Below are 20,771 nucleotides of genomic sequence, written 5' to 3' on the forward strand. Positions count from 1 at the left end.
GCGTCTGGAGCGATCTAGGACAGGGGGCATGGGGTATGCGCGGAGGAACTCTGTCCGGGCGGCTGCGGGCCGGTATGTGGCTGGTCGCGCCCACGCGGCGCAGCCGCATGTCGGTACGGCCTCGCGACCCTTGCCAGGCCTGCGCCCCCTACGGGGTCGGTGCGGCCTTGGCCGGCAGTTGTCGCCACTTTTCCTCGACGACCACCTTGCGCAGCCGCCAGCCCTCCGACGTGCGGAGCAGTGTGAAGCCGTAGCGGCCACCGCACACCAGGTCCGGAGCCGTAGGGCTGCCGTCGGTCGTGAAGCGCATCGGGTTGAGGTAGTCGGCCCGCACCGAGGCCGTGTCGCCGGTGTCGTGCTCCAGGAAGCCGAACCGGACCTGGCGGTTGACGATCAGGTGCTGTCGCATGGCGAACACCGCCAGGCTCTTCGCGAGCCATCCGGCGACCTGTCCCGCGTCGCCCTCTATGCCGCCGGCCGAACGGTAGTCGGCCCGTCCGTCCGCCGTGAACAGCATCCGGTACCCGGTCCAGTCCCCGTCGTCCACCGCCACCGCGTAGGCGGTGATCAACTCGTCCACGGCCAGCCGGTCCATCACGGTCGCGAGCTCAGCGCGCTGGGTCATCGGCACAGTTTTGGGCATGGCGGGCGCGGATCCAAGAGGCGTGCGGGGTTATTCGGTGGTGCGGGGCACGGAGGAGACCCCAACCTGTCCCCATGAACGAACAATCGATCGAGCCCGAACCGAAGTTCCGTATCCGGGCCCGGTACACGGACACCACGGTCAACGTCTATCAGGCCTACCGTCCGCAGATAGGCCGCCCGGCGGCCCGCACGGGACGCTTTCCGTCCTCGTGGAAGCGGGACCGGATGACCTGGATCAAGCCGTCCTTCCTGTGGATGATGTACCGCTGCGGCTGGGGCACGAAGGAGGGGCAGGAGACCGTCCTCGCCGTGGAGATCGACCGCGCGGGATTCGAGTGGGCTCTGCGGCACGCCTGTCTGTCGCACTACGTGCCCGCCCTGCACGAGGACCAGGCGTCCTGGAAGCGGCAGTTGCTTCGGGCCCCGGCCCGGGTGCAGTGGGACCCGGAGCGGGATCTGCACCACAACCCTTTGCCGTACCGGTCGTTGCAGCTCGGCCTGGCGGGGGAGGCGGCCGCGCGGTACGCCGACGAGTGGATCGTGGGCATCGAGGACGTGACCCCGCTGGCCACCGAGGTCCACGGCCTGGTGCGGGCCGGTGAACTGGAGCGGGCGACAGGGCTGTTGCCCGAGGAGCGGCCGTATCCGGTGGCGGACGAGGCCCTCGCGCATCTGCGGGCGTAGGCCGGCGGCAGCGGGCCGCCGCCCGGGTCAGGCCGCCTCGACGACCTCACCGCGGATCGCCTCGGCCCACTCGACCACCAACAGCTCGTACTCCGCGCGCTCCTGGGCCGACAGGGTGCCGCCCGCACGCAGCCACAGCGCCCGGATCTGCTCGTTCACCTCGGCGGCAGACCGCACGAAACCAGAGGGCAGGACATCGGGGGACATGCGGACAGCCTAGGGGCAAGAACTGACACTGCGCTACCGCCCGGCTACACGGAAGGTATGCGGTTGGCCACCGCCGCCGGCCGTCACGTCCTCAGTCGAGCGCCCCGGAGGGGCGTGGGGGCTGTGTCGATGTGCGACTCCGCCGCGTGGGCGCGACCAGCACACGACCGGCACGCAGCCGCGCAACTCGCCGCCTCCGCCCGAGCCATGCGGCGAGCGCTTTGAAGGCACCCACGTCGAGTTCGTCCAGGGCCCGGGAGATGTCCGAAACAGCGGCGACGCACAGGAGCCGGGGCGGATCACCGAAACCGTCGTGTACGTCTACGTCGGGGTGGTCGAGGAAGCCCACGTCCCGGTCGGGGTCGCCCCCGGTCACCCGGTCGAGCACGCGGGCCGCCGCGGCATCGATACCCAGGTCGCGGCAGAACCGGAGCATGCCCCACAGCGCCCAGTGGGTGTCCAGCGTGTCGCTCCCCGGCGGATCCCGGTCCGGCGCGGCGCCGGGAGAGTCGAGGGCCGCCGGCCGGTCCACGCCGTGCTCAGCTCGCCGACTCCGCCGCGTGCGGACTCAGGACGCCCGCCGAGACCAACGCGATGATGACGATCCCGAGGGTCACGCGGTACCAGACGAACGGCATGAAGCTCTTGTTGGAGATCCACTTCATGAACCACGCGATGACGGCGTACCCGGAGGCGAAGGCGATCGCCGTCGCGAACAGGGTCGGGCCCCAGGCCACATGCCCCTCGCTCACCGAGTCCTTCACCTCGAACGCGCCCGAGGCGAGCACCGCCGGGATGGCGAGCAGGAAGGAGTAGCGGGCGGCCGCTTCCCGCTTGTAGCCCATGAACAGGCCGCCGCTGATGGTCGCGCCGGAGCGGGAGACGCCCGGGATGAGCGCGCAGGCCTGGCACAGTCCGAAGACCAGGCCGTCCTTGACCCCGAGATCCTCCAGCGTCTTGCGCTGCTTGGGCGCGCGGTGCCGGCCGCCGGTCTCGTCGCGGGCCGCCAGCCGGTCGGCGACGCCGATGACCAGGCCCACGACGATGAGCATGGTGGCGGTGACCCGAAGATCGCGGAACGGCCCCTCGATCTGGTCCTTGAGTGTCACGCCCAGCACCCCGATCGGGATCGAGCCGACGATCACCAGCCAGCCCGTCTGCGCGTCGTGGTCCCGCCGTATCGCCTTGTCGAGCAGCGAGCGGAACCAGGCCGTGACGAACCGGCCGATGTCCTTCCGGAAGTAGATCAGCACCGCGGTCTCCGTGCCGATCTGCGTGATCGCCGTGAAGGCCGCCCCGGGGTCCTTCCAGCCCGAGAACGCCGCGGTCAGCCGCAGGTGCGCGCTGGAGGAGACGGGCAGGAACTCGGTCAGCCCCTGGACGAGTCCGAGGACGAGGGATTCAAACCAAGACATGGAGGTACGGCGTCCAAGTGCTGAGAAGGTAAAAGGATGATCAAATGCCGACGGCAGCGTAGCGGGCCCGGACAGTGGTGCGGAAGCGGGGGTCGGACAGCCCCGGACGGTTCGTGGTGTTGACCGCACCCGGCGCCGCCGCTTACGTTGCAGCGCAGGAGAAAGCGCTTGCTGCCTTGCTTGCCGTATTGCTTCCGCACTGTCGGCCCGCGCGCCCGCCGTACCGGAGGAGTGCTGAACCCGCCCATGCCACCCTCTCCCCTCCTGCCCAGGCCCAACAGCCCTAGTTCGACGACCCCGTTCGCCGGCCGGCGCATCCGGGCCGCCGTCATCGGCACCGGCGCCATCGGGCGCGGCTCCCACCTGCCCGCACTGGCTCAGCTCGCACGGGAGGGCGAGACCGAGGTCGTCGCCGCCGTCGACATCGACCGGGGCGCCGTCGAGGCCTTCTGTGCCGAGACCGGCATCCCGCACGCCTACACCGACCTCGACCGGATGCTGGCCGAGCAGCGGCCCGACCTGGTCAGCATCTGCACCCCGCCCACCCTGCACCGCGCGCAGACCGTGGCCGCGCTGCGCGCCGGCGCCTGGGTGTGGTGCGAGAAGCCGCCGGTGCCCTCGCTCGCCGACTTCGACGCGATCGAGGCGGAGGAGGGCGTGGGCGGCGGGCCGTACGCGGCGATCGTCTTCCAGCACCGGTTCGGGTCCGGTTCCCGGCATGTGCGCCGGCTGCTCGCCGAAGGCGCCCTCGGGCGGCCCCTGGTGGCGCACTGTCAGACCACCTGGTACCGGGACACCGCCTACTACGCCGTGCCTTGGCGGGGCCGCTGGCACACCGAGGGCGGCGGCCCGGCCATGGGCCACGGCATCCACCAGATGGACCTGTTGCTGGACCTGCTCGGGCCGTGGAGCGAGGTACGGGCCATGGCCGGGCGGCTGGTGCACGACGTCGAGACGGAGGACGTCTCCACCGCGCTGGTCCGCTTCGCGAGCGGCGCCCTCGCGACCGTCGTCAACAGCGTGCTCAGCCCGGACGAGGTCAGCCGCATCCGCATCGACTGCGAGCGCGCGACCGTCGAACTGACCCACCTCTACGGGCACGCCAACGACGACTGGCGCATCGTCCCGGCCCCGGACGTTCCCGCCGAACGGGCGCGGCGGTGGCGGGACTTCGGCCCGGACGTGCCCAGCTCGCACCTGGCCCAACTGCGTGAACTGGTCGCGAGCATGCGCGCGGGTATGCGGCCGCGCGGCAGCGGAGCGGACGGGCGTAAGAGCCTGGAGCTGATCACGGCCCTGTACAAGTCGGCCTTCACCGACACGACCGTCCGCGCCGGCGAGATCGTCCCCGGTGACCCGTACTACACCGCCCTGCACGGCGGCGCCCCCGGCTGGGCGCCCGTGTCCACCGAGGAGATCCCGGCATGACCGGCGGACTGCGGATCGTCCACGCGTACGGCGACCGGATCACCGTCTCCGAACCGGCCACCGGCGTCGAGCTGTTCGCCTACGTCTACCGCCCCGAGGCCGCCTGGGAGGCCCCCCGGCCCTACCTCCACCCGGTCCGCACCCTCGCCGGCGCCGTCGTCACCGACTACCGCCCCAACGACCACCGCTGGCACAAGGGCCTGTCCCTGACCGCCTCGCACCTGTCCGGAGCGAACCTGTGGGGCGGCAACACCTATGTGCACGGGCAGGGATACCTCGAACTCCCTGAGCGGGTCGGCTCGATGCGCCACGCCGGCTTCGACGAGGTCTTCGCGGCCGACGGCCGGGCGGTGCTCGCCGAGCGGCTGACCTGGCATCCGTACGACGGTGAGCTGTGGGCCGAGGAGGAGCGGCACATCGAGGTCCACGACGTGGACCCGGACTCCGGTTCCTGGGCGCTGACGTGGACCAGTGCGATCACCAACCGGCGTGCCGAGCCGCTCCGCTTCGGCAGCCCGACCGCCGCCGGGCGTGAACTGGCGGGCTACACCGGCCTGTTCTGGCGGGGCCCGCGCGCCTTCCGGGAGGGGCGGATCACCGGACCGGAGGAGGAAGGCCCCGCACTGATGGGCACCCAGGCGCCCTGGCTCGCCTACTGCGGTGAACACGACGGCATCGACGGCCACGCCACCCTCGTCTTCACGCACGCCCCGGAGAACGACCACTCCGGCGCGGGCGGCACCCATCCCGCCCACTGGTTCGTCCGCAACGAGCCCTTCGCCGCCGTCGCCCCCTCCTGGTCCTTCTTCGAGGAGCTGGAACTCGCCCCCGGCGACACGCTCCGCCGCCGCTACCGGGTCGTGGTGGCGGACGGTGCCTGGCAGCGGGAGGACGTCGCGAAGTACCTGGAGGCGCATCCGTGGTGAGCGCCGGGGAGTACACGTTCACTGGTCTGCCGGGCGGGGTCGCCGTGTCCCGGCTGTGCGTGTACGACTGGCCTGCCGCCGACGGGGTGCGGGGCGGAACTCCCCATGTGCATCTGGCCTGTTCGGAGGCGTACGTCGTCACCGGCGGCCGGGGCGTGGTGCAGACGCTGACCGTGTCCGGGTACGAGGTCACCCCGCTCGTGGCCGGCACGGTCGCCTGGTTCACGCCGGGCACCATCCACCGGCTGGTCAGCGAGGGCGATCTGCGCATCACCGTCCTCATGCAGAACGGCGGGCTGCCGGAGGCGGGGGACGCGGTGCTCACGCTCCCGCCGGAGTACCTGGCCGACCCGGAGACGTACGCCGCCGCGACCGCGATCCCGGCCGACGCCCCGGAGGCGGAGCGGGAGCGGATCGCCCGCGCTCGGCGCGACCTGGCCCTTGAGGGCTACCGGTCGCTGCGCGAGGCTTCGGGGCCGGAGGCGCTGGCCGCCTTCCACCGGGCCGCCGCCGCGCTGGTCCGGCCCCGGGTCGCCGAGTGGCGCCGGCGCTGGAGGAAAGGTGCGCTGGCGGCGGCGGAGGCGACGGGGCGGCATCTGGAGTGGCTGGCGGAGGGGGACGCGGCGCACCTCGCCGAGGCCGTCGTACGGGCCGAGCGGCCCTTCGAGGTGGGGCGGTTCGGGATGTGCGGGCGGCTCGATGTGTACCGGCAGGGTCGCTGAGCAGCGCCCCGAAGGGGCGCGGGGCCGAGTTTGATATGCGGCTACCGCCGCGATGGGGGTCTCCCCGGGTTCGAGCGGAGCCGAACTTGGGGGAGCGACCGACAACAATGGCGCCGCAGACGATCGACGGCCTGCAGCGGCTCCGCCCAGCGGAGCGTCACGCCGCCGCAGGACCGGTGCGCGTCCACCCCGGCGCCTGCGGATGGGCCGTGAGGTCCTCGTGGCGGACCTCGTCACCGCAGGCCCGGCAGGTGACGACCGGCACCAGTTCGTTGCCGCAGGCGTGCTCGATGGCCATGGGCAGGTCGGTGCCCTTGCGGATGTGGCGGTCGCCCCACTCCTTGAGCGTCATCAGGACGCCCTCCAGCTCCAGGCCCGCCTGCGTGGCCCGGTACTCGAAGCGCTGCGGGCGCTCGCTGTAGACGCGCTTGGTGAGGATTCCGGCGTCCACGAGCCGGCGCAGCCGGGTGGCCAGGATGTCGCGCGGCGCGCCGATGTTGCGCACGAGCTGGTCGAAGCGGCCGTTGCCCAGGAACACCTCGCGCAGGACGAGCAGGGAGTACTTCTCGCCGACCAGCGCGAGGGCGTCGGCGATGGAGCAGGGGCGCGGGTCTTTCGTGGCGGCCATGGGGCCAGTCTAAAGGAGGGTTTGATTTTCCAACCCTCAGGGTTATGGTGAGTTCGGATTTCCTACTCACCGGTAGCTGCCGTGAACCGTCACGGACAGCCAGGCGGCCAAGGAGGCCCCGCCATGCGCGACGCAGTGATCGTCGAAGCCGTACGCACCCCCATCGGCAAGGGCAAGCAGAACGGCTCCCTCGCCCACGTCCACCCCGTGCAGCTGCTCGCCCACACCCTGCGCACCCTGGTCGAGCGCTCCGGCGTCGACCCGGCGCTGATCGACGACGTCATCGGCGGCACCGTCGACCAGGTCGGCGAGCAGGCCATGAACACCACCCGGTACGCCGTCCTCTCCGCCGGCTTCCCCGAGACGGTCCCGGCGACCACGGTGGACCGCCAGTGCGGCTCCTCCCAGCAGGCCGTGCACTTCGCCGCGCAAGGCGTCATGTCCGGGGCGTACGACCTCGTGATCGCCTGCGGTGTGGAGTCGATGAGCCGGGTGCCGATGTGGTCCAACGTGCCCGCCGGCAAGGACCCCTTCGGTCCCGGCGTCGCCGAGCGCTACCCCGAGGGCCTGGTCCCGCAGGGCATCAGCGCCGAGCTGATCGCCGCCAAGTGGTCCCTCACCCGCGCGCGGATGGACGAGTTCGCCGTCTCCTCCCACCGCAAGGCCGCCGCGGCCTGGGACAAGGGCCTGTTCGACGCCGAGATCGCGCCGCTGGACGGCGTCGCCCGCGACGAGTGCGTCCGCCCGGGCAGCACCCCGGAGATCCTCGCCGGTCTCAAGCCCGCCTACTACGACCCGGGCTTCGCCGAGCGCTTCCCGCAGATCGACTGGAACGTGACCGCGGGCAACGCCAGCCCGACCAACGACGGCGCCTCCGCCGTGCTGATCACCTCCAGCGACACCGCGGCCCGCCTCGGCCTGCGCCCGCTGGCCCGCCTGCACAGCTTCGCCGTCACCGGCTCCGACCCGCTGCTGATGCTCACCGGGGTGATCCCGGCGACCGAGAAGGTGCTGGGCAAGGCCGGGCTGGAGGTGGCCGACATCGACCTCTTCGAGGTCAACGAGGCGTTCTCCAGTGTGGTCCTGGCCTGGCAGCAGGAGACCGGCGCCGACCTGGCCAAGGTCAACGTGCACGGCGGCGCGATCGCCCTCGGCCACCCACTGGGCGCCAGCGGCACCCGGCTGACCACCACGCTGGTCCACGCCATGCGCGAGCGCGGAGCCCGCTACGCCCTGCAGACCATGTGCGAGGCGGGCGGACTGGCCAACGCGATGATCCTCGAGGGCGTCTGACCGGTGTGACCGTTACCGGCCGCGCAGGTGGTGACGCTTGCGCCAGGCCACCACCGCGCCCAGCACCGCCGGTACGGCGATACCGGCCAGCGCGATCAGGAAGGCGGGAGACGTCGGCGCGGAGGCGCGGGCGCCGGCGACCGCGTAGGCGGCGGTGTTGGGGACCGAGCCGACGGTGGTGGCCAGCAGAAACGGCCACCAGCCCATGCGGGAGACGGCGGCGCAGAAGTTCGCCGCCCAGAACGGCACACCCGGGAAGAGCCGGGCCGCGAGCATGGACCGGAACCCGTGCCGGCTCAGCTGACCGTCGGCTGCCTTCAGCCAGCGGCCCCGCAGCAGCGGGCGCAGGGCGTCCTGACCGAGAACCCGGCCGAGCCCGAAGGCCACGCCCGCCCCGAGCACCGTGCCCGCCAGCGCCGTCACCAGCCCCAGCTGCGAGCCGAACAACGCGCCCGCCGCCAGGTTGAGCAGGGGGCGCGGCACGAACGCCACGGTGCACAGCCCGTACGCCATGCCGAACACCGCGGCCGCCGCCGCCCCGCCCAGCTGCGGCGGCCACCCGTGCGTCAGCAGCCGCTGCGGCTCGAAGGCCAGCACGCACGCCGCGGCACCCGCGAGCAGAGCGAGCAACAGCGACAGCCGGGCATAGGGATGCGCCAGCGCCCGCGCACACCGTCCGGCGAGCCCGGCGCGCGGCAGGGGCGACACGGGTACGGCGAGCTCCGTGGCGGCGGCCCGGGGAGAGGCCGTGGCGGTGCCAGAGCGGTTGGCATCGAGCATCCGGTGACATTAACCGACGAACGCGTGTGATCGCCGTCAAGCATGTCGCGACGAACGGGTCCGGGCACCACCTGGGGCGTCCGGACCCGTGGAGCCGTGCCTCACGCGGCGAGCGCGTGACCGGGGTGCAGTACCACCTTGGTGTAGCCCTCGATCCGCTTGTCGAACTTCTCGTACGCCTGCGGCGCCTGGTCCAGCGGCAGCTCGTGGGAGACCACGAAACTGGGCTTGGCGCGCCCGGCGATGATCAGGTCGCGCAGCTGGCGGTTGTACCGCTTGACGTTGCACTGACCGGTGCCCATCTGCTGGCCCTTCTCGAACATCTGGCCGATGGAGACCAGCAGCTGGCCGTGCCGGGCGTGATCGTCGGGACCGCCCGGGTCCGAGGGCACGTACAGGCCCGGCACGCCGAGCATGCCCGTCGGCCGTACCGTCATGACCAGCTCGTTGAGGACGATGGCGGGTTCCTCGTGGCTGGCGTCGTGAGCCTGGGCCTGGTAGCCGACGGCGTCGACGCCCGTGTCGGTTCCCTCACCTCCGGTCTGTTCCTTGATCTGCTCCGCCGGGTCGCCCTTGGTGAAGTCGATGGGGATGGCCCCGATCTCCTCCGCCTTGGCGAGCCGCTCGGGCACCCGGTCGACGGAGAACACCTTCGACGCACCGCGCAGCAGCGCCGAGTAGGCGGCCATCAGCCCCACCGGTCCGGCGCCGAAGACGGCCACGCTCTCACCGGGGGACACCTGGGCGAGTTCGCAGCCGTGGTAGCCCGTCGGGAAGATGTCCGCGAGCAGTACGAAATCGGTCTCGAACTCGTCGCCCGGAGGCAGTTTCAAGCAGTTGAAGTCGGCGAACGGCACCCGCAGCAGCTCGGCCTGGCCGCCCTTGTACGGACCCATCGCCACATAGCCGTAGGCCCCGCCCGCGAATCCGGGATTGACCGTCAGGCAGAAGCCGGTCTTCCCGGCCAGACAGTTCTTGCAGAATCCGCAGGCCACGTTGAACGGCATCACGACCCGGTCACCCTTGGACAGGGAGGTCACGCCGTTGCCGACCTCCTCGATGATGCCGAGGTTCTCGTGCCCGAAGACGATGCCGGACTCGGCCGCCGTGCGGCCCTCGTACATATGCAGGTCCGAGCCGCATATCGCGCTCGACGTGACGCGTACGAGCACATCGTTGGGATGCTGGATCCCGGGATCCTGTACGTCCTTCACCACCACGCTGAAGGGCTCTTCGTAGACAACGGCCTTCACCTCTGTCACCTCCGCCGCTGCACCGCCAGTACTTCCAGGGAACGCCGCTACGGAACGGGGTGCAACCCATGTTCCGAGGGCCGCCGTGCCGGGAGTCGGGCCACATGGGCGAACGTATATTCGATAGTAGAGTTCCTCCATGACCGTCACCGGCGCGGCCCCGCCGCACGTGCCGCGCAGCGCCCTCGCCGACACCCTGCTGGAGCGCGTGACGGGCGTGTTCGCGGCAGCCGCCGATTCCGGGCGGGCCGGCCCGATGCGGGCGTACATGAAGGACGTGGCGCCCTTCCTCGGCATCCCCACCCCGTACCGCCGCGCCCTGTCCCGCACCGTCCTCGCGGGTACCCCGCGCCCCGGCGAGGCCGACTGCGCCGCGATCGCACTGCGCTGCTGGGCGCTGCCCGAGCGCGAGTACCACTACTTCGCGGTGGACTATCTGCGCGGGCACGCCGGGCGGTGCTCCTCCGGTCTCCTGCCGGTGACCCGGCATCTCGTCACGACCGCCCCCTGGTGGGACACCGTCGATCCGCTCGCCGCGCACGTGGTCGGCCGCCTGGTCGCCGCCGACCCCCGGCTCACCGCCGACATGGACGCCTGGATCACTGACGGCGACCTCTGGCTGGTACGCACCGCCCTGCTCCACCAGCTGGCCCGCAAGGAAAGCACCGACGCCGACCGGCTGTTCACCTACTGCCTGCTCCAGTCCGGGCATCCCGACTTCTTCATCCGCAAGGCGATCGGCTGGGCCCTGCGCGAGTACGCCAAGACCGACCCCGAGGCCGTGCGGGCCTTCCTGGCGCGGGAACGGGGCCGGTTTGCCCCGCCGACCGTCCGGGAGGCGCTGAAGAACATCGGCGCCTGAGCGGGCTCCAACTCGCCGATCACCAAAAATCGTTCGACGCCGGACATCTGCTCGGCGATGATCGACCGCATGTTCCGGTACGCCTTCCTCCTCGCAGCATCCGCCGTCGCGGATGCGCCGAAGGCTGCCGTCCTGTTCCTCGCGGCCGCTGTCGACGGCGCCCGAAGCTGACCCTCTCCGGAACGTCCGGCGGACCCCGCAGGGGGAGGGTCGGCCAGTCCTCGGGGTCCCGCGTTTCTTCTCACGGCTGAGAGGCTTCGAGGTACATCCATGTCCAAAACGGCCTACGTGCGCACCAAGCCGCACCTGAACATCGGCACCATGGGTCATGTCGACCACGGCAAGACCACCCTGACCGCCGCCATCACCAAGGTTCTCGCCGAGCGCGGCACCGGCACCTTCGTGCCCTTCGACCGCATCGACCGCGCCCCGGAGGAGGCCGCTCGCGGCATCACCATCAACATCGCGCACGTCGAGTACGAGACCGACACCCGGCACTACGCCCACGTGGACATGCCGGGGCACGCCGACTACGTCAAGAACATGGTCACCGGCGCCGCGCAGCTCGACGGGGCGATCCTCGTCGTGTCCGCGCTCGACGGGATCATGCCGCAGACCGCCGAACACGTGCTGCTGGCCCGGCAGGTGGGCGTCGACCACATCGTCGTCGCACTCAACAAGGCCGACGGCACGGACGACGAGGAACTGATCGACCTCGTCGAGCTGGAGGTCCGCGACCTGCTCACGGCCCAGGGCTACCCGGGCGACGCCGTACCGGTCGTACGGGTCTCCGGGCTGCGCGCGCTGGAGGGCGACCCGCGCTGGACGGCATCCATCGAGGCGCTGCTCGACGCGGTGGACACCTACGTGCCCATGCCGGAGCGGTACCTGGACGCGCCGTTCCTGCTGCCCGTGGAGAACGTGCTCACGATCACCGGCCGGGGCACGGTCGTCACCGGCGCCGTGGAGCGGGGGACGCTCCGCCTGGGGGACCGGGTGTCGGTGCTCGGCGCCGACGTGGAGACCGTCGTCACCGGACTGGAGACCTTCGGCAAGCCCATGGACGAGGCACAGGCCGGGGACAACGTGGCGGTGCTCCTGCGGGGTGTGCCGCGGGACGCCGTGCGGCGCGGGCATGTCGTGGCTGCTCCGGGGAGCGTCGTGCCCGCCCGGCGGTTCTCGGCTCGGGTGTACCTGCTGTCGGGGCGCGAAGGGGGTCGTACGACGCCGGTGGCGACCGGATATCGGCCGCAGTTCTACATCCGTACTGCGGATGTGGTGGGCGACGTCGACCTCGGTGCGGTGGGTGTCGCTCGGCCCGGGGAGACGGTGGAGATGAGTGTCGAGCTCGGGCGGGAGGTGCCGCTGGAGCCGGGGCTCGGGTTCGCCGTCCGTGAGGGTGGACGGACCGTGGGTGCCGGGACAGTGTCGGCTGTGGAGTGAGGCAGGGGTGCGCGGGGGACTGCCGCGCCGCCGTCGCTGGTCGCGCAGTTCCCCGCGCCCCCAGGGGTTGTGGTCACCCCACAATGGACGAGTGAACGAATCGATACCCGTCACCCGCACCACGGACCACGGGACCGCCAAACTCATGCCCGACGTCGACCGTGCGCGGGCCTGGCTGCTCACCGTCGACGGGGCGCCGCAGTCGTACGTCGATCTGGATGAGCCGGCGTATCTGGAGTTCGAGTACGCGCGGCGGCTCGGGTATGTGCTGGACGTCGTGGCCGAGGCCGGGCGGCCGCTGGATGTGCTGCACCTCGGGGGAGGGGCGCTGACGCTGCCCCGGTATGTGGCGGCCACCCGGCCCGGCTCGCGGCAGGATGTCGTCGAGGCCGACCGGGGGCTGCTGGAGCTGGTCGCCGAGTATGTGCCGCTGCCGGAGGGCTCGGGTGTCGCGGTGCACGCCGCCGACGCCCGGGCCTGGCTGGAGGCGGCCCCGGACGATCACGCCGATGTGCTGATCGCCGACGTCTTCGGCGGGTCCCGGGTGCCGGCGCATCTGACCACGCTCGCCTACGCGCGGGAGGCCGAGCGGGTGCTGCGGCCGGGCGGGGTCTATCTGGCCAATCTCGCGGACGCCGCGCCGTTCGGGTTCCTGCGCTCCCAACTGGCCACGTTCGCCGCCGTCTTCGAGGAGCTGGTGCTGATCGCCGAGCCGGCGGTGCTGCGCGGCCGGCGGTTCGGCAACGCGGTGCTCGTCGCCGCGCACCGGCCCGTCGACACCGCCGCGCTGGCCCGCCGTACCGCGGCGGACGCCTTTCCGGCACGGGTCGAACACGGGGCGGTGGTACGGGAGTTCACCGGTTCCGCGCGGCCGGTCGAGGACGCCGACGCCGTACCGTCACCCGAGCCCCCCGACGGGGCGTTCGGCATCGGCTGACGCGGCCGGGGAGCCGACGACCGGCCGACTGCGGCGGGACAGCGTGCGGACGTCCGGGACCAGCAGCACCAGGGCGGTGACCAGCACGACCAGTCCGGCCGGTCGGCCCCGGCTTACCAGGTGCGGACGAGGACGGTGCCGACTTTGCCGGGCTGTACCGCGTGCTCCACGGCGTCGGGCACCTCGTCGAGGCCGTATGTGGCGGCCACGTCGAACTGGTCCTTGAGCGCCAGCGCGATCTGCTTCGCGGTGGCGATGTCGGACGCCCGCCGCTCGGGGGAGGCCTCGGACGGCCACCCGCTGATGATGTTCTTGCCCCGCAGCGTCAGGGACTTGCTCACCAGCGTCGACGCATGCACCGAGATCGGATCCTCGGCGATCATTCCGTAACTGACCAGCTTCCCGCCCGGCGCCAGGATGTCCATAAGACTCCGCGTCATCTTCCCGCCGATCGCGTCGAAGGCCACGCTCACCGGACGGCCTCCGGCCGCCTTGCGGACCTCGTCGGCCCAGCCCGGATGTTCCGTGGACACGACCGGCACGTCCGGGAACCGCTTGCGCAGCTCCGCGGCACCGCGCTCGCTGCGGACGATGTTGACGAGCGCGAAGTTGTGGAACTGGGAGACACCTGTCACCAGCCGCCCGACCGAGGAGCCCGCGGCGGTCTGCACCAGGCAGCCGTCGTATCCGAAGGCCAGGTGCTCCTGTGCCTCACGGCGCAGCATCACGGCAGTGAGCGGGTTCGCCAGCATCTGCGCGGCGACCTCGTCCGGCAACTCCTCTGGAACGGCGACGACCGCCTCGGCGTCCGCCACGAGCCGCTGGGCCCACGACCCCGGCTGGGGGAAGACCGTCACCCGGACGCCGACCTCGACTCCCGGCGCCACGCGCGTTCCCGGGCCGATCGCCTCCACCACGCCGGTGGCCTCGATGCCCGGCGTCACCGGATCCACGGCATCCCCCGGGCCGGCCTCGATGAGGTGGAGATCGCCAGGGTGTACCGGGAAGGCCGTGGTGCGGATGAGGACCTGGCCGCGCTCGGGTGCTACGGGCTCCGGCTCCTCGATGACGGTCAGGACGTCAGCGGGCGCCCCGCCGCGGGTGTAGACGACACGCCGGGTCATGGCTCTCCTCCTGCGCGCGGATGTGTTCGGGGCTTGGCCGAGACATCAGCCACCCGCCCTCACACTGCCCCCTGGTCACGTTCGCACGGTGGGCCATCAGCAGCACATCGGAATAGGCCGGTCAGGTGGCGAGCCTTGTGCGGCGTCGTTCTTCGACGGCGTCGGCGTCTGCTTACTCACTGCGTGCGGTCGGTGATGCCACGGCGCTGCTCCGGCAGAAGCGTGGATGCAGCCATTCACCTGCGCGCGTGCCGGTCGACCGACGACCAGGTGCCCCGCATTCCGCCTGTCGCCCAGGGGTGACAGGCGGTCGGCTCCGGTTGCGCCGTGGCCGTGGGCGCTGCACTGTGCACCTGTGGACCGCAGCCGGGAAGTCAGTGTGCTGCCCGTTTTGGTGACCGGCGCCGCGGGCAGCGTCGGTGCCGTGGGGCGATCCGTGGTCGAAGGGTTTCGGCGACGGGGCCTGCCCGTGCGGGCCATGGTGCGTCGCGATGACGAACGGGCAGAGGCGCTGCGCGCGACGGGCGCCGAGGTCGTCGTCGGAGACCTGACGCGTACGGGCGACGTCGTCGACGCGTTGGCCGGCTGTGGACGCATGTACTTCGGGATGGGCGTGTCGGCGCAGTATCTGGAGGCTGCCGTGACGTCGGCGGCCGTCGCGCGCGCGTACGGGCACCTGGAAGCGTTCGTCAACATGTCGCAGCTGACTGTCTCCGAGATGGACCTCACCAGCACCTCCGAGTCGCATCAGCAGCGACAGCAGTGGCTGGTCGAGCAGGTTCTCGGCTGGTCGGGCCTGCCCGTCGTCCAGATCAGGCCCACGGTGTTCCTGGAGAACCCCCTCTTCCGCGTCGGCTTCTCCTCGATCGCGAAGGACGGCACGATCAGGCTGCCCTTCGGCCGGGCGAAGACCTCCCCGGTGGCGGCCGGTGATGTCGCCGCGGTCGTGGAGGAGATCCTGGCCGATCCGGCCCCGCACATCGGCCGGATCTACGAACTGACCGGCCCCCGTTCGGAGGACATCACGGCCATGGCCGCGGAGGTTTCGTCAGCCCTGGGCCGGCCGGTCGGCTACACCGACGTCCCACTGCAGGAATGGATCGACACCGACCTGAGGTCCGCGGGGCTGCCGGACCACGCCTTCCAGCACATCTCCACCATGGCCCGCCTTCACGCGGAGAATCGGTACGACCGCAAGTCGGACGGGGTGGAGCAGGTCACGGGGCGGCCCGCGTCAGGGGTGGCCGATTTCGTCCGCAAGAACGACGACTTGTTCACCCGCTGAAGCCGGCTCACTCGAACCCTCCACCTGAGGGGCTGAGGCTCCCCGGTGTTCCGTCCCGCCGCGTCGCGGTGGGACGGAACATGCCGCGGGCTCACTAGTTCGTCGGGTCTCCGTGCAGGCGTACCGTGCGCAGGATTTTCAGAACGGTCGCCTTGGGCACCTCGCCGTTCACGCCCTTGGCCCCGTAGAAGTTGAACGACACATAGTCGTGCGCCGAGTTCTGGAAGCCGAAGGTGAGTGCCTTGCCGTCGCTGATGCACTTGCCCTTCTTCGGCGTGCGCGTCGACTGGGCCCACGCGTAACTGCCCTTGATGCCGGAGTCCGTGGTGAAGGCGGTGGCCTTCTTGTCCCAGGAGATGCTCTTCTTGTCGGGCTGGGTGTAGCCGCCGAAGACCCACCAGGCCGGCGTGTTGATCGCGATCTCGTCCGTGTTCTTGGCGCCACTGGCACCCTTGACGCCCACCGCCGCCAGCGAGGTGTCCTCGGTACGGCCGTCCTTGTCGTCGTCGGAGGTGCACCACTTGGGCTGGTACTCGGCGACGCCCGACATGACGATGCCCGTGTCCTGCTCGCTCTTCGGGAAGTCGAAGCCGATGCCCATACCCGGGGACTGCACCTCCCAGTCGGCGGGCACGTCGAAGGCCACGCCCCACTTGGGGTTCACCACGACCTTCCAGCCGGCGACGGTCGGCTTCTCCGAGTTGACGCCGCGCGGGTCGTCCGTCGCCGACGAACTGGCCGCGGGCTGGGACGAGGGCGACTGGCTGTGCTGCGCGCCCTTTCCGTCGGCCTGGTCGTTCTTGTCGTCCTTCCCGCCGAGGACGAGATAGCCGGTCACCGCGGCGGCCACCACGACCGCCGTGGCCGCGACGATCGCGATCAGCTTGGTACGGCCGCCGCCTCCCTGCGGGGGCTGCGGGACGGGCACGGTGGGCGGCTGCGGCTGCCCCCACTGCGGCTGCTGACCGTACGGCCCGGCCTGCGGATACTGCTGGTATCCGGGCTGCTGGTACGGGCTCGGCTGCTGGTAACCCGGCTGCTGGTACGGATTGTGCTGCGGGTTGTTCTGCGGGTTCGGCGCGCCCCCTGGCGGCTGCTGATCTGGCCACATGGCCAGTAACCCTAGTGCCGCCGGGGACACGATTCGGTCACCGGCCCTCGTCAGGGTCGTAGCGATGAGGGGCGGACGCAGTGGTGAAGCGGGGCGGGCGACGGCCCCGTGCTGGTCAGTTTCTTCTACTCGTGAGTAACATGGCGCCATGAGCGCAGACCAGATGTCGATCGGCGAGATGCTCGCCGCCACCGTGCCCATGGCCCGGACGCTGAACCTGGAGTTCCTGGAGACCTCTCCGGACAAGGCGGTCGTGTCCCTGCCGGACCAGGGCGCGTACCACAACCATGTGGGCGGGCCGCACGCCGGTGCGATGTTCACCCTCGGGGAGTCGGCCAGCGGGGCCATCGTGCTGGCCGCCTTCGGGGACCAGCTCTCCCGCGCGGTACCGCTCGCCGTCCGTGCCGACATCGCCTACAAGAAGCTCGCGATGGGCGCCGTCACCGCGACCGCCACGCTGGGCCGTCCGGCCGCCGAGGTCGTCGCCGAACTGAACGCCGGGCAGCGCCCCGAGTTCCCCGTGGCGATCGAGATCCGCCGCGCCGACGGCGCCGTGACGGGAGAGATGACCGTCGTCTGGACCCTGCGTCCCAACGGCTAGGAAGTTATGGGTGTTTGGAAGAGGGGCCCGGAGCAGGCCCCTCTTCCTGTGTGCGTCGCGCTACGCGGCCCGGCGCCCGGCCCGGCTGCCGGTTGCGCCCTCCTCCAGCCCCGCCACGAACTCCCGGAGCCAGCCGGTGAATTCGGGGCCGAGGTCGGGGCGCGCGCAGGCCAGCCGGACCACCGTGCGCAGATAGTCGGCCTTGTCGCCGGTGTCGTAGCGCAGACCGTCGAAGACGACCCCGTGCACGGTGCCGCCCGCCGCGAGGACCTGGAGGGCGTCGGTCAGCTGGATCTCGCCGCCGCGGCCCGGCGGGGTGCGCTCCAGGACGTCGAACACGGCCGGATCCAGGACATAGCGGCCGATGACCGCGTACCGGCTCGGCGCGGCCTGGGGTGCCGGCTTCTCCACCAGTCCGGTGACGCGTACGACCCCGTCCTCGCCGGCCGGTTGCACCGCCGCGCAGCCGTAGAGGTGGATCTGCGCCGGGTCGACCTCCATCAGCGCCACCACGCTGCCCGCGTGGCGCTCGCGGACCTCGAGCATCCGGCTCAGCAGGGTCTCGCGCGGGTCGATCAGGTCGTCGCCGAGAAGGACCGCGAAGGGATGGTCGCCGACGTGGTGGCGGGCGCACAACACGGCGTGGCCGAGGCCGAGCGGGTCGCCCTGGCGGATGTGGTGGATGTCGGCGAGCCGCGCCGGGTCGCGCACCGCGTCGAGACGCACGGTGTCGCCCTTGGCCGCCAGTGCCTGCTCCAGTTCGAAGGCGTGGTCGAAGTGGTCCTCGATGGCCCGCTTGTGTCGGCCGGTGACCATCAGGATGTCGTCCAGACCGGCCGCGGCCGCCTCCTCGACCACGTACTGGATGGCCGGCTTGTCGACGACCGGCAGCATTTCCTTCGGGGTGGCCTTGGTCGCGGGCAGGAAGCGGGTGCCGAGTCCGGCGGCCGGTACGACCGCCTTGCGGACCGTACGGGGGGAGGCGGGGGTCGCTGTGGAGTGGGGGGCGATCATGCGGCCCATGTTCGGGTGCCCGGATGAGAGCACTCCCGGAGAATCCTGGGAACCGGCTGTGGAAGCGATACCGGCGGTAACTCTCATGTAATTCACTGAATTTGAAGCCGAGTCAATCGAACTTCTTGTTTCCTGTGAGCCGCGTGTGCGAGGGTGAGCCTTCCCGCGGGAGGGCAAAGGCAGGCGTCGAGCGCCAAGGCCGGCCCAACAGGTATGCACCAATCGGCACTGCTTTCCGATAGGACGGCATTTTGTGTGCGTCCTGCGGCTGGAAGGAAATGGTTCCGTGCAGTCCCCCCACCCCCCACGCCCGCCCCATCCGCCGCTGCCCGGTTCGCCCGGGGAGGCCGACCGCGATCTCCTCGCCCGGCTCGGCGGCCCGCACCACACCCACCATCACGCCGTCGCCCTGCTGCTGGCCCGCCACTGGCGGGCCGCCCACGACTACGCCGTCGTCTGCCTGGCCTCCGCCGGCCACGCCCCGCAACTCGTGGCCACCGCCGCCTTCCACGAGGTCCTCGGCCGGATGACGGGCGGAACGGCCGGCGGAGCCCTGCGCCCGCAGCTGCTGGTCGCCGTCCGCGACACCGTCCGCGCCTGGGCTGCGGACGACGTGGCCTGCGCGACTCTGCCGGAATTGCGCAAACCCACCGGAGGCCGCGGACTGCGCGCGACAAAGCCCGGAACACCGGAAAGACGACAACTCGCGGAACGCGCCTTCCGGGCACTTCCCGGCGCCTCGCAATGCCTTCTGTGGCACACCGGGGTAGAAGCGGAACCGATAAACATACCCGCTGGTCTGCTGGGTATCGACCCGGCCACCGCCAGGGCCGCCCTGGAACAGGCCCGCGAGCAATTCCGGGCGGGTTGCGTACGCGCCCACCGAGAACTCGCGCCCTCCAGGGAATGCCGCTTCTACAACCGGCTCCTGGACGTCCCCATGCGCCGTGGCGGCACCCTGCTGCCGGATGTACGGCAGCATCTGACGGGCTGTGCGTACTGCCGGCACGGCGCCGAGACCTTCGCCCTGGTCGACGGCGGCCCGGGCCTCCTGCTCGCCGAGACCGTGCTCGGCTGGGGCGCCCGCCGCTACCTCGACTCGCGCCCCGGACGCGACGCCGCCGAGGAGGCGCCGTGTGCGCCGGTGCCCGAGCCGGTGGGAGGCAGACATCGCACCGGGGCCGGCAGTCGCCACCGCAAGGCAGTGGTCATCGGCGTCGGACTGACCTCGCTCGCGCTGCTCGCCACCGTCCTCGTGGCCAGGAGCTGGTCCGATGACAATGGTGTCCCCATGCCCGGCGCCACCTGGGGCGCCCCCGCCGGCCGCACCACGCACCCGGGCGGCACGGGCGCCCGGGCCGCCACCTCCTCCTCCGCCTCGCTCGGAGAACCCGTCGAGGTGGCCCACGGCGGCCTGCGCGGCCTCGCCTCCGGGCGCTGCCTGGACGTGCGCGGGAACGGCGTGCGGGCGGGCGCGGGCGTCGGGCTCGCGCCCTGCTCCTCCGCCGCCTCGCAGCAGTGGTCGTACCGGGACGACGGGTTGCTCCGCAGCGCCGCCGACCCGTCCCTGTGCCTGGCCGCCGACCCCGGGACGAAGACCGTCGTGCTGGCCGGATGCGTCGTGCACGTGGGTGAGGTGGTGTACGACATCACCGTGGGCGGCGAGATCTTGCCGCGCCGGCACGAGGGCCTCGCGCTCGCTCCCGGCTCCGGCGATGCCTTCGCACGCGTCGCGCTGGTAGCGCGGGACGGTTCCCCGGAGCAGCGGTGGATGCTGGAGCCGGGGGCGGATGGGGCGGGGCGGCAGGACGCGGCGCCGGGTGTTCCCGGTGCGCATGGCGGTCCCGGTGCTTCCGGGGAGGGCGGGGCGGTCGCGCCAGAGGGCCGGGAGCCGCGGTCCTCGGAGGGCTATGGGCCCTCGAAGGGGGATGCCGGGGGTCCGTCGTACGGGGACACCTCGCGTGGGAAGCCGGAGGGTGCGGGCGGCGGACCGGGGGAGTCGGGCGATCCGGGGAGGAAGGACCCGGGGCGGTCGGGTGAGGCGAACGAGACCCGGGTCGCCCAGGTCCGCGCCGGCCACGACCGGCGGCGAACCGGGTCCGCGTCGCCCGCCCGGGCGATCCGCGCGCTGCACCGGATCCTTCCGCCGGTCACCGACGTGGTCGCCGCCGTACCGGCGACCACGGGCACACTGCTCCGCTGACGGGCGGCGCGGGGCATCCCCGGACCCCCGGCCGCGATCGAGCCACGGCGCCGAAGTCATGCGGAATTTACAGACTTCCAGCGGATGTCCCGCCGCGTTGCGGCCGGGTGAGTGCGCGGTGAAGTGGACGGGCACTTTGCCCGGGTTGTGGTGGTGTGGCGCGAGGACCCTGGTGGTCCCGCGCCCGCACCGGTGAGGGGAATTACCGCG

At 71.6% G+C, this 20,771-nt stretch carries 21 protein-coding genes and 1 pseudogene; 11 read left to right on the top strand and 11 right to left on the bottom strand.

Going from position 1 to position 20,771, the window contains the following annotated elements; all coding sequences use genetic code 11:
- Window positions 1–148: 148 nt before the first annotated feature.
- On the bottom strand, window positions 149–625 hold the full coding sequence (locus tag AB0M27_RS12485) for a nuclear transport factor 2 family protein (protein WP_365720733.1): 477 nt from the start codon (window positions 623–625) through the stop codon (window positions 149–151).
- Between the two features lie 92 nt (window positions 626–717).
- Between AB0M27_RS12485 and AB0M27_RS12490 the strand changes: the two genes are divergently transcribed.
- Window positions 718–1,329 carry a DUF4291 domain-containing protein gene (locus AB0M27_RS12490; protein WP_365720735.1) on the top strand — a complete coding sequence of 204 codons (612 nt, stop codon included), beginning with the start codon at window positions 718–720 and terminating at the stop codon, window positions 1,327–1,329.
- 27 nt (window positions 1,330–1,356) lie between these two features.
- Here AB0M27_RS12490 and AB0M27_RS12495 read toward each other — a convergent pair whose 3' ends face one another.
- The 3 genes from AB0M27_RS12495 to AB0M27_RS12505 form a co-directional block, all read right to left on the bottom strand.
- The gene (locus tag AB0M27_RS12495) at window positions 1,357–1,536 is read right to left on the bottom strand and encodes a hypothetical protein (RefSeq protein ID WP_365720737.1); all 180 of its coding nucleotides are present in this window, start codon (window positions 1,534–1,536) and stop codon (window positions 1,357–1,359) included.
- Window positions 1,537–1,627: 91 nt separating this feature from the next.
- Complete coding sequence (locus AB0M27_RS12500; protein WP_365720739.1) at window positions 1,628–2,068, bottom strand: hypothetical protein; 441 nt, start codon at window positions 2,066–2,068, stop codon at window positions 1,628–1,630.
- 7 nt (window positions 2,069–2,075) lie between these two features.
- Window positions 2,076–2,951: an undecaprenyl-diphosphate phosphatase gene (locus AB0M27_RS12505; protein ID WP_365720741.1), complete on the bottom strand. Its 876-nt coding sequence runs from the start codon at window positions 2,949–2,951 to the stop codon at window positions 2,076–2,078.
- Between the two features lie 246 nt (window positions 2,952–3,197).
- Between AB0M27_RS12505 and AB0M27_RS12510 the strand changes: the two genes are divergently transcribed.
- From AB0M27_RS12510 to AB0M27_RS12520, 3 genes are read left to right on the top strand one after another with little or no spacing between them, the layout of a single operon-like run.
- Window positions 3,198–4,379: a Gfo/Idh/MocA family oxidoreductase gene (locus AB0M27_RS12510; RefSeq protein ID WP_365720743.1), complete on the top strand. Its 1,182-nt coding sequence runs from the start codon at window positions 3,198–3,200 to the stop codon at window positions 4,377–4,379.
- Window positions 4,376–5,305 (top strand): PmoA family protein, encoded by a 930-nt coding sequence (locus AB0M27_RS12515; RefSeq protein WP_365720745.1) that lies wholly within the window; start codon window positions 4,376–4,378, stop codon window positions 5,303–5,305. The genes AB0M27_RS12510 and AB0M27_RS12515 overlap by 4 nt, the downstream gene beginning before the upstream one ends.
- Window positions 5,299–6,027, top strand: coding sequence for a cupin (locus AB0M27_RS12520; RefSeq protein WP_365720747.1), 729 nt, complete (start codon window positions 5,299–5,301; stop codon window positions 6,025–6,027). The genes AB0M27_RS12515 and AB0M27_RS12520 overlap by 7 nt, the downstream gene beginning before the upstream one ends.
- A gap of 157 nt (window positions 6,028–6,184) precedes the next feature.
- Here AB0M27_RS12520 and AB0M27_RS12525 read toward each other — a convergent pair whose 3' ends face one another.
- On the bottom strand, window positions 6,185–6,655 hold the full coding sequence (locus AB0M27_RS12525) for a helix-turn-helix domain-containing protein (RefSeq protein WP_351807960.1): 471 nt from the start codon (window positions 6,653–6,655) through the stop codon (window positions 6,185–6,187).
- Window positions 6,656–6,778: 123 nt separating this feature from the next.
- Here AB0M27_RS12525 and AB0M27_RS12530 point away from each other — a divergent pair, with 123 nt between their 5' ends.
- Window positions 6,779–7,948: a thiolase family protein gene (locus tag AB0M27_RS12530; protein WP_365720749.1), complete on the top strand. Its 1,170-nt coding sequence runs from the start codon at window positions 6,779–6,781 to the stop codon at window positions 7,946–7,948.
- Window positions 7,949–7,960: 12 nt separating this feature from the next.
- Here the strand turns inward: AB0M27_RS12530 and AB0M27_RS12535 are convergent, their stop codons facing one another.
- Together AB0M27_RS12535 and AB0M27_RS12540 are read right to left on the bottom strand one after the other, a co-directional pair.
- Window positions 7,961–8,728: a VTT domain-containing protein gene (locus AB0M27_RS12535; protein ID WP_365720751.1), complete on the bottom strand. Its 768-nt coding sequence runs from the start codon at window positions 8,726–8,728 to the stop codon at window positions 7,961–7,963.
- A gap of 101 nt (window positions 8,729–8,829) precedes the next feature.
- Window positions 8,830–9,981 carry a glutathione-independent formaldehyde dehydrogenase gene (locus AB0M27_RS12540; RefSeq protein WP_365720753.1) on the bottom strand — a complete coding sequence of 384 codons (1,152 nt, stop codon included), beginning with the start codon at window positions 9,979–9,981 and terminating at the stop codon, window positions 8,830–8,832.
- Between the two features lie 139 nt (window positions 9,982–10,120).
- On the opposite strand from AB0M27_RS12540, the gene AB0M27_RS12545 reads away from it, so the two are divergent.
- The 3 genes from AB0M27_RS12545 to AB0M27_RS12555 all read left to right on the top strand — a co-directional run bounded on the left by AB0M27_RS12545 (window position 10,121) and on the right by AB0M27_RS12555 (window position 13,223).
- Complete coding sequence (locus tag AB0M27_RS12545; protein ID WP_365720755.1) at window positions 10,121–10,843, top strand: DNA alkylation repair protein; 723 nt, start codon at window positions 10,121–10,123, stop codon at window positions 10,841–10,843.
- A gap of 270 nt (window positions 10,844–11,113) precedes the next feature.
- On the top strand, window positions 11,114–12,286 hold the full coding sequence (tuf, locus tag AB0M27_RS12550; RefSeq protein ID WP_365720757.1) for an elongation factor Tu: 1,173 nt from the start codon (window positions 11,114–11,116) through the stop codon (window positions 12,284–12,286).
- 91 nt (window positions 12,287–12,377) lie between these two features.
- Entirely contained in the window at window positions 12,378–13,223 is an 846-nt protein-coding gene (locus AB0M27_RS12555) for a fused MFS/spermidine synthase (protein ID WP_365720759.1), read from the top strand.
- On the opposite strand, the pseudogene AB0M27_RS12560 reads toward AB0M27_RS12555, so the two are convergent.
- A pseudogene (locus tag AB0M27_RS12560) lies at window positions 13,185–13,322 on the bottom strand (MFS transporter); the annotation flags it as partial. The gene AB0M27_RS12555 and the pseudogene AB0M27_RS12560 overlap by 39 nt on opposite strands.
- A gap of 14 nt (window positions 13,323–13,336) precedes the next feature.
- Window positions 13,337–14,347 carry a zinc-binding dehydrogenase gene (locus AB0M27_RS12565; protein WP_365720761.1) on the bottom strand — a complete coding sequence of 337 codons (1,011 nt, stop codon included), beginning with the start codon at window positions 14,345–14,347 and terminating at the stop codon, window positions 13,337–13,339.
- A gap of 394 nt (window positions 14,348–14,741) precedes the next feature.
- On the opposite strand from AB0M27_RS12565, the gene AB0M27_RS12570 reads away from it, so the two are divergent.
- Window positions 14,742–15,632: an NAD(P)H-binding protein gene (locus AB0M27_RS12570; RefSeq protein ID WP_365721092.1), complete on the top strand. Its 891-nt coding sequence runs from the start codon at window positions 14,742–14,744 to the stop codon at window positions 15,630–15,632.
- 94 nt (window positions 15,633–15,726) lie between these two features.
- On the opposite strand, the gene AB0M27_RS12575 is transcribed toward AB0M27_RS12570, so the two are convergent.
- Complete coding sequence (locus AB0M27_RS12575) at window positions 15,727–16,743, bottom strand: hypothetical protein (RefSeq protein ID WP_365720763.1); 1,017 nt, start codon at window positions 16,741–16,743, stop codon at window positions 15,727–15,729.
- Between the two features lie 148 nt (window positions 16,744–16,891).
- Between AB0M27_RS12575 and AB0M27_RS12580 the strand changes: the two genes are divergently transcribed.
- A complete protein-coding gene (locus AB0M27_RS12580; RefSeq protein WP_365720765.1) occupies window positions 16,892–17,344 on the top strand; it encodes a DUF4442 domain-containing protein in 453 nt (150 codons plus the stop codon).
- A gap of 60 nt (window positions 17,345–17,404) precedes the next feature.
- Here the strand turns inward: AB0M27_RS12580 and galU are convergent, their stop codons facing one another.
- A complete protein-coding gene (galU, locus tag AB0M27_RS12585; protein WP_365720767.1) occupies window positions 17,405–18,358 on the bottom strand; it encodes a UTP--glucose-1-phosphate uridylyltransferase GalU in 954 nt (317 codons plus the stop codon).
- A 286-nt stretch (window positions 18,359–18,644) separates the two neighbouring features.
- Here galU and AB0M27_RS12590 point away from each other — a divergent pair, with 286 nt between their 5' ends.
- A complete protein-coding gene (locus tag AB0M27_RS12590) occupies window positions 18,645–20,561 on the top strand; it encodes an RICIN domain-containing protein (RefSeq protein WP_365720769.1) in 1,917 nt (638 codons plus the stop codon).
- Window positions 20,562–20,771: the final 210 nt, after the last annotated feature.

Source organism: Streptomyces sp. NPDC052107, from assembly GCF_040680215.1.
Classification (GTDB): domain Bacteria; phylum Actinomycetota; class Actinomycetes; order Streptomycetales; family Streptomycetaceae; genus Streptomyces.

Coding starts and splice junctions, on each gene's coding strand:
- AB0M27_RS12485 (WP_365720733.1), bottom strand. CDS start 625: ATGACCCAGCGCGCTGAGCTCGCGACCGTGATGGACCGGCTGGCCGTG.
- AB0M27_RS12490 (WP_365720735.1), top strand. CDS start 718: ATGAACGAACAATCGATCGAGCCCGAACCGAAGTTCCGTATCCGGGCC.
- AB0M27_RS12495 (WP_365720737.1), bottom strand. CDS start 1,536: ATGTCCCCCGATGTCCTGCCCTCTGGTTTCGTGCGGTCTGCCGCCGAG.
- AB0M27_RS12505 (WP_365720741.1), bottom strand. CDS start 2,951: ATGTCTTGGTTTGAATCCCTCGTCCTCGGACTCGTCCAGGGGCTGACC.
- AB0M27_RS12510 (WP_365720743.1), top strand. CDS start 3,198: ATGCCACCCTCTCCCCTCCTGCCCAGGCCCAACAGCCCTAGTTCGACG.
- AB0M27_RS12515 (WP_365720745.1), top strand. CDS start 4,376: ATGACCGGCGGACTGCGGATCGTCCACGCGTACGGCGACCGGATCACC.
- AB0M27_RS12525 (WP_351807960.1), bottom strand. CDS start 6,655: ATGGCCGCCACGAAAGACCCGCGCCCCTGCTCCATCGCCGACGCCCTC.
- AB0M27_RS12530 (WP_365720749.1), top strand. CDS start 6,779: ATGCGCGACGCAGTGATCGTCGAAGCCGTACGCACCCCCATCGGCAAG.
- AB0M27_RS12535 (WP_365720751.1), bottom strand. CDS start 8,728: ATGCTCGATGCCAACCGCTCTGGCACCGCCACGGCCTCTCCCCGGGCC.
- AB0M27_RS12545 (WP_365720755.1), top strand. CDS start 10,121: ATGACCGTCACCGGCGCGGCCCCGCCGCACGTGCCGCGCAGCGCCCTC.
- tuf (WP_365720757.1), top strand. CDS start 11,114: ATGTCCAAAACGGCCTACGTGCGCACCAAGCCGCACCTGAACATCGGC.
- AB0M27_RS12565 (WP_365720761.1), bottom strand. CDS start 14,347: ATGACCCGGCGTGTCGTCTACACCCGCGGCGGGGCGCCCGCTGACGTC.
- AB0M27_RS12575 (WP_365720763.1), bottom strand. CDS start 16,743: ATGTGGCCAGATCAGCAGCCGCCAGGGGGCGCGCCGAACCCGCAGAAC.
- AB0M27_RS12580 (WP_365720765.1), top strand. CDS start 16,892: ATGAGCGCAGACCAGATGTCGATCGGCGAGATGCTCGCCGCCACCGTG.
- galU (WP_365720767.1), bottom strand. CDS start 18,358: ATGATCGCCCCCCACTCCACAGCGACCCCCGCCTCCCCCCGTACGGTC.